This window comes from Wolbachia endosymbiont of Nomada ferruginata, from assembly GCF_001675785.1.
GTDB lineage: Bacteria > Pseudomonadota > Alphaproteobacteria > Rickettsiales > Anaplasmataceae > Wolbachia > Wolbachia pipientis.
Genome location: NZ_LYUY01000070.1, coordinates 1 through 7,439 on the forward strand (window position 1 = coordinate 1; position 7,439 = coordinate 7,439).

Genomic DNA, 7,439 nt, shown 5'->3' on the forward strand with positions numbered 1-7,439 from the left:
ACCTCCTTATCATCATCTATCCTTATCCTATCACATCCGGACTTTTATGGAAAGAGCTATACTTTTTCAACAATTGCCCTTTGGCTCATAAGTGCTCTGTTCTCTTTTTTTTGTTCTTTGCTTAACGGATTCTTTTTCGTTTTCCTGTGCGGTAATACAACATTTTTGTGTATCTTCTGCATTCCTCTGTAGCCGGCATCAGCTAAGATTTTAGTTTGCGGCAATACTGCTACCTTTGATTCTCTAAACATCCGAAAATCGTGTTTTCTACCATTCGAGAAAGACGTGCATATGACTTTTTTACTCTTCTTCTCTGTTACTATTTGTGTTCTTATAGTATGCCTTTTTTGCTTTCCAGAGTAAAAGCGTTTTTGCTTTTTTTTGGCATCTCTACTGGCGTTTCAGTTCCATCTATTACTAAAACTTCATATTCTACATCACTCTTTAATAGCTCTTTTTTTCCTGGTAATGCAAAATCTGGATGTTTTATTAATATGTCTTATACCCATCTTATTACTTTAAAACTGTTACTTTCACTCATGCCATAGCTTTGCACAATATCAAAATATGTACGATATTCTCTTATATATTCCAGTGCCATAAGTAGCCTGTCTTCTATGCAAAGTTTACTTTTTCTTCCACTTCTAGCTTTTTTTCTTTTATCCTCCACTTCTAGAATTTCTACCATTCGCTCAAATGTTGCTTTTTTTACCCCTGTTAAACGTCGAAACTTTTCTCCTTCTAACTTTTCTATTTCCTTATATTTCATGCTTTCAAATACTTCATCTTACACTCCCTCTAACAATTTTGAAAGAAGTCTATTCTCGACCGCTCCGCTGAACGGATACAACAAGCACATGACACAGTAAGAAGTAGATCTACTCATGTTATAGGAGCTTCTATGTCTTCCGGCTGCCAGTAGAAGGTTATAGCCAAGCCAGAAATCTTTAAGTCAACACAAATCAGGTGAAGGTAGAATATTATAGTCATCTAGAGTATTAAGAGTCTGTTGTGAAACTGCTTCTCTCACTCCTGTATCAGATATCAGATTGTCCGAGATAACCATATTTGTGACATCCTCTGCAAAATTTCCACCTTCTTCTCTTTTTATATCATAATTGCTAGAGCCAGAAAATATTTCTGACTTTTCCTTAAAAATCGATTCTTTACCTTTTTCTATTGTACTTTCCTTTACATCTGGTATCTCTAATCCTTCCACGCTAGCATTTCCAGATTCACTAACAGATACCTGATTTTTATCAGCAAGTAACTTGGTAGTTATAGTGGTATTATCTGATAGATTTATTTCATCTTGAGTAGAATAATCTTCTACAATGCCTTGAACGATTTTGGTATCCTCGGTAGCATTTGCCATTCTATCAGTTATGTCATGTTTAACTTCCTCAGTCTTTTGTAATTTTTTATAATCTATAATTTCATTTACTGATTCTATTTTATTTTCACCAGCAAACATAGTTGCTTGCAAAGCTAGGTCACCAGCTATTGACCTTTGATAATTTATGTTGCCCTCAAGACATTTCTGCATTGCAACCTTAATATTATTGAGGTTATCTATTGAATCTACAATCACTCTTTTTAGTCGATTTACTTCATCAGAAATTAATTTTTGATCTGTCAAATCAGGTGCTAATTCGATTACATTTCCATTCTCCAGCTCTCGAACTTTATCTGTATCTTTTGGACTTTGTATTACTAACTCTTCCAAGAAATTCCTTTCCACTTCAGAGTCATATGTTTTTTCCTTACCATAAACTTGATCAAGGCATCCTACTAATTTTTCTACTGGGATGGACCTTTCTTCATCTCCTTCTACTCCTTCTGTCGGACTAAGTATTTTATCTTTAAGATCTGGTATTTTTATATTCGAATCATCAACCTTGGCAAATTTGCCTTTATCAGCCAAGAAATCTCTTGCTTTTTGGCTTCTATCACAACCATACCACGGATGCTTCTCATCAAGAAACTTTCCTAGTGTTTCAACTAATATTGAACCTCCTTTATCCGTGCGCTTATTTAGTATATCGTCCGCTAATTCTCTATGTTCCGCAAGAGGAAAAAATTTTTCATTTGCTTCTGGCTTCCTATATACTTCAAAAGTATTGGCTTTCATTAATAATTGATTATCTACTTCTGCCTTATTATAAACATTATCAATATTAGCTTTAGTTCCTAATTTTTTTTCTATATCTTCCTTGAAATACACATCACAAGTACCTACTTTGGCTTCTAATTTTCCATCTATTTCCTCCATGCTATACACATTATTTGCATCAGCTTTTTTATCTAGCTCAGATTTGTCGGCTTTTTTCTCTAGTGCTGACTTTAAATGGCTAAAGGTATCGTCTCTTCTGGCAAATGTGTGAGCAAGTACAGTGTCAGATATTCTATTATTATCATCACCTTTTGCATAAAGTATTGCTTCAATTATTGGCTTTTCTATTACCTTTTCTGCAAGCACTGTCACTTCATTACCACTATCATCATAACGACCACTTTTCATGCTTAATAAACTTCCTAACGCTTCAACTAAACCGCTTACCTTGTACTCTGATTCAAATTGATCATGTTGTGCATATTTCAACTTCAGCTCGCCTTCTGATATATCTAGACTATACTTATTACCACTACAATCACTCAATGTGATAGTTTGAATATCGCTTAGAAAAGATATCGGCGTATTTATACCATTCTTGAATTCTATACTAGCTGTCATAATGTTTTGCACTAATTTTAAAAATACAAAGTACATGAATTTTATTTCATTTCTATTAAATACTACTTCATTAATGTTAACCATTAATCGCTTGCAAGCGGTTATAGCATTTCTTATAATAACTCGAGTTAGTCATAGAAAAGCAGAAGCAACTTGTCATAGTTTCACATTCTTAAAGAGAACCTGATTAAGCTACCACTTGGTGGCAGAATGGGCGGCGGTTGTTTTTCACTAACAAAAAATGTAAGTTCAACTTTTGTGCCTTTGGGAAATGTTTGTAAAAATTTTGTTTTTTGCAAACGAATTAGTTGTAGGTTGAAAGTGAAATTGGTCTCACAAAGAAATTTTCTAGTATGGTTGCTATTTTCCCTGTTTTATGCCTACCAATACGTATTGCGTGTAATTCCAAATATAATCGCACCTGAGTTAATAACAAAGTTTAATGTGGGCACGACAGAAATAGGACAGTTTTGTGGATTATATTATGTGGGTTTTGTGTTAGCACATATTCCTATAGGTATTCTCTTAGATAGGTTTGGTCCTAAAGTTGTTGTTCCGGTTTGCATTGTATTAACATCTCTAGGTACTTTGCCTTTGTTCAGTTCCAAGAACTGGAGTTATTCTATTATTGGAAGAATGATTACTGGCATTGGGTCCTCTGCTTCAGTACTTGGACTCTTTAAGGTGATAAGTCTCTGTTATCATAGAGAAAAATTTACCTTTATGTTTAGCATATCAGTTATTATTGGCATTTCGGGTGGTGTGTTTGCTACCAAACCATTACATACTCTGTTTGATAAGTTTGGGTGGTATTATGTACTTACTGCCTGTATGATAATTGGACTGTCGCTCGCTTTAGCTACTTTCATGCTTGTGCCTAAAGCAGATAAAATAGATAAAGTAAGTTTTAAAAACTTAGGTGGAGCCATTCTCAATAAGAATATTTTACTGGTAAGTTTGTTTGGTGGGTTGATGGTTGGGCCACTAGAAGGCTTTGCAGATGGATGGTCTGTGGCTTTTTTGCACGAGATGTACTCTATAGATAGCCAAATTGCATATAGCATTTCAAAATGGGTGCTGGTGGGTTTTGGTCTTGGGATTTTATTACTCCCTCACGTGTTAGCAAAGTACCCAACTAAGCACTATGAAATAATAATTTTTTGTGCTCTGTCTATGCTAGTAGTATTCTTGTTACTTTTCGTATGCAATATTAGTGCATCTTTGGCATGCATATTACTATTTATCATTGGCCTTGCTTCTGCATATCAGATAGTTGTCAATGCAAAGGTTGTAAGTTTTGTGAAGAATGATTTGGTAGCAAGTGCAGGTTCTATAAGTAATGCTATAGTTATGAGTTTTGGTTATCTTTTCCATACTGTTATTGCAGGTGTAATGAATTTCCATTGGGATGGTAAAGTTATTAACGGAGTTCCCTTCTACGGTGCTGGTGTAATGATAAAATCCATGTTGATAATACCTGTATGCCTATTGATAGGAATGGCAGGCTTTTGTCTACTTACAGCTATAGCGTACTATAAAAAAAGGTTAGCTTGACTCTAGTTACTCGGTTATGCTGATTTAGGCATGCTGTTTTATATAAAGCTCAGAGAATTAGCTTTTTTATACCTTTTGATTTCCCAAGCCTCGCATCGGGGTTAAGAACACTGTACAGTGCAAAATTTATATGACTAACCCCAATACCAACCGATTACCGCTAATATATGCATTTTCATGATATACAATGCAATACTGCTATCAATAATACTGTACCGACAATACCAGCCACAATTGGATGAGTTGCCTTTTTTGATGTCTACAGAATTTCCTTTGCTAGATCCTCTACATGATTCAGTTTGAAGTTGGATATCATAAGTATTTGGCTCTTTTGCGGCAGTGTCTTACTAAAGCATTTACAACCTCTTCTCTGCTTCATATACAGGTTGAAGATCTTCGCTATTTTCATTGACATCCTCATATGACTAATTGTCAGTTTCTGTAACACTGGTTTGCTCTTTCACCTCAAAATCTTCTCCCATAATCCTTGGTTCCTCTACAGTAGCTCCTTCTGAGGTAGTAGTAATTTGGATACCCTTTTTATTTTTAAGTTTTCCAGCAATACCTTCCTATATTTTTTCGGTGTTTTCATAGTTCTTCTTGTTGCTTTTATAAACATTACAATGCTAAGCCATAAAACTTTTCCAATTGCTCACTCCATAACATCGGTATTTCCTTCAAATCAGCTAGCTTTAAACTTCCTGGTTGTCTTCCATTCACTATGTCTTCTTTAATCTTTGGAGCTAAATAATTTAATCTTAAAATTTGCTGTATACGTCTTGTACCTACGTTTATTTTCTTACTCAGCTCTTTCACACTTCTATATTTTCCTTCCTCTAGTTGACGTTTCCACAGATGGGCTCTTACCACTGCTTTGAGTAACGCATTGTTTGTTTTTCCTTCTGGTTCTACTACTGTGCATTTGTTTCCTTTCTTTTTTATTGGTATAAATTCCACCTTATCCTCTGAACTCACCTCTATTCCATCCCCTTTTACCATCACTCCATTTATTAACTTTTTTACTACTTCTTTCTGCTTTCCAAAATTTAAATTTTTCCATTCTTCTGCTTTTTCTTCCCATTTTTCATATATCTGCCCCGCTTTCCTCATCACTTCTTTTTCCACTTCTCCTGCTACTACTGTTCGATTTACTGATTCACAATTCTTTCCCCTTAAGTGATTATTGCATACGTAATATCGATATCTCTTATTCTCTTTTTTTGCATACGTCAGTGTCATATTTACATCGCAATTCTTGCACTTAATTATTCCTCTAAGTAGCGCTTCCTCATATTTTGCTTTTCTATATGGTTGATTCCTTATTAATTCTTGTGCTTTTTTCCACTTTTCCTCTTCTATTATTGCTTCATGCTTTCCCTCATACTCTTTCTCATAATGTTTGATTTTTCCCATATATATTGGATTTGTTATTATTCTTCTCACCGTCGCTTTTTTAAAGATATCTGATTTTGTCCGGTACCCTTGACTATTTAACTCTCTTGCCAGTTCTGCCATTGACTTCAGCTCCAAATATCTTTCAAATATATACCTTACCACTTTTGCTTCTTTCTCATTTATTATTAATTCTTTATCCTTTACATCATATCCAAGCGGTAAAGTTCCACCCATCCATAACCCCTGCTCCTTTGATGTTGCTATTTTATTTTTTACTCTCTCTACTATCATCTCTCTTTCTAACTGTGCTGCTCCTGATAACACTGTTTGTACAAACTTTCCCATTGGCGTATTATTATCAAATATCTGCGTTACTGCTACAAAGTTTACTCTATGCCTTCTAAAAAATGACGTTACTTCTATGCTGTCTTTTGTTTCTCTCGAGAGCCTATCTAGCGTATATACTACTACACAATCTACTTCTCCTCCCTTAACATCTTCAAATAATTCCTTTATCGCTGGTCTTTCTAAATTTTTCCCTGAATAGCCTCCATCATCGTACCTTTTGGCCAATGCTACCCAGCCTTCTTTGCTCTTTATATATTTCTCACATGCTACTCGCTGCGCATCAAGACTGTTAAACTTTTGTTCTAGTCCATCCTCATTTGACTTTCTCGTATATATTGCACATCTTACTTCTTTTAGCATTTTCAACTTCCATTTTTTTCACGCATTCCAAATAATAAAGGGCCGTTGTAACTCATTCCCATTATTTTTCCGGCTACTGCTGACAATGACGTAAAAAATTCTTCTCTGTAGATTAAACCCTTATCTGTTACCATTACCGCATGCATCTCTTCTCCTCTCTCTAATATTAGCTCTGTTCCTGCTACTGGAAGTTTGTCACTACTTATTCTTTTTCCCTTCTCTAGTTGATCTGCTAGATACTCTAGTCTTTTTGCTCCTTTTCTTGACATTTTTCCATAAGCTTCCTCCTGCATTCTATACGCTAATCTAGGTATCAGATATTTCTTTGAGTGTTTAGGTGCCTCTTCCCCAAATACCTTCTTCCACGTTTTTCTCAGCTCACCCAAAGGTTTTCTCTCTAAATTCATTACTTTCTTTTCTGTTTCTCTTTCCATATTTTCAGCCTCTCATAGAAGGTTCTATTTGTTCAAATAACTTTTCAATTCTGTCCGTTTCTTTCTTCAATATCTCGGTTATCTCTTTGCTATTTTTCGCATAATCCATCGCTGTTATTCCAAATTTATCTGCTTGCTCTATTTCAGCCCCTGCTTTTACTAGCTCCTCCACTATTTCTTTTTCTCCTACCATACATGCAAGATGCAGCGGAGTGCATTTATTGCCATACTCTTCAGCATTTACATTCCCTCCTGATTTTATCAATTCTCTAACTGTTTCTAGACGTTTCTCCGTTATCGCTAGATGCAGTGCTGTATGTCCTCTTACATCTGCTGCATTCACATCTACTCCTTTTTCGATTAATAACCTCACTGTTTTTACCTCTACTGCATAATGTAGAGCTGTTCTTCCTTTTTCGTCTCTTTCATAAATATTTTTAAACGAGTTCTCTAATAGTGACTCATCTTTTTTACCCAGCTTTACCATAACTTACCCCACCTTTTCTTTAAACCTAAGCCTTCCTTTTTACCACCTCATCTATCATTGCATTCACTTGGCTGATTATCTTGCTTGCTAAATTTTGACATTCTTTCTTTATTAGCGATTTGTCTCT

Annotated in this window: 5 protein-coding genes and 2 pseudogenes; 1 reads left to right on the forward strand and 6 read right to left on the reverse strand. The window is 35.2% G+C overall.

The genetic code is table 11. The features are described from left to right. Positions 1–59: 59 nt before the first annotated feature. Both BA053_RS08500 and BA053_RS04525 read right to left on the reverse strand, forming a co-directional pair. Positions 60–769 (reverse strand): annotated as a pseudogene (locus tag BA053_RS08500) (IS5 family transposase); the annotation flags it as partial. A gap of 183 nt (positions 770–952) precedes the next feature. Beyond that, a complete protein-coding gene (locus tag BA053_RS04525; protein WP_065095100.1) occupies positions 953–2,818 on the reverse strand; it encodes a hypothetical protein in 1,866 nt (621 codons plus the stop codon). Positions 2,819–3,055: 237 nt separating this feature from the next. On the opposite strand from BA053_RS04525, the gene BA053_RS04530 reads away from it, so the two are divergent. Then, on the forward strand, positions 3,056–4,288 hold the full coding sequence (locus BA053_RS04530; RefSeq protein WP_245611469.1) for an MFS transporter: 1,233 nt from the start codon (positions 3,056–3,058) through the stop codon (positions 4,286–4,288). 618 nt (positions 4,289–4,906) lie between these two features. Here the strand turns inward: BA053_RS04530 and BA053_RS04535 are convergent. From BA053_RS04535 to BA053_RS08105, 4 genes and pseudogenes are all read right to left on the reverse strand, one after another. Then, positions 4,907–6,391, reverse strand: a complete 1,485-nt coding sequence (locus BA053_RS04535) for a recombinase family protein (protein WP_065106811.1) — start codon at positions 6,389–6,391, stop codon at positions 4,907–4,909. Positions 6,392–6,393: 2 nt separating this feature from the next. Then, positions 6,394–6,825: a DUF2924 domain-containing protein gene (locus tag BA053_RS04540; RefSeq protein ID WP_065095080.1), complete on the reverse strand. Its 432-nt coding sequence runs from the start codon at positions 6,823–6,825 to the stop codon at positions 6,394–6,396. A gap of 4 nt (positions 6,826–6,829) precedes the next feature. Then, a complete protein-coding gene (locus tag BA053_RS04545; protein WP_065095079.1) occupies positions 6,830–7,312 on the reverse strand; it encodes an ankyrin repeat domain-containing protein in 483 nt (160 codons plus the stop codon). A gap of 25 nt (positions 7,313–7,337) precedes the next feature. Then, a pseudogene (locus tag BA053_RS08105) lies at positions 7,338–7,439 on the reverse strand (ankyrin repeat domain-containing protein); the annotation flags it as partial.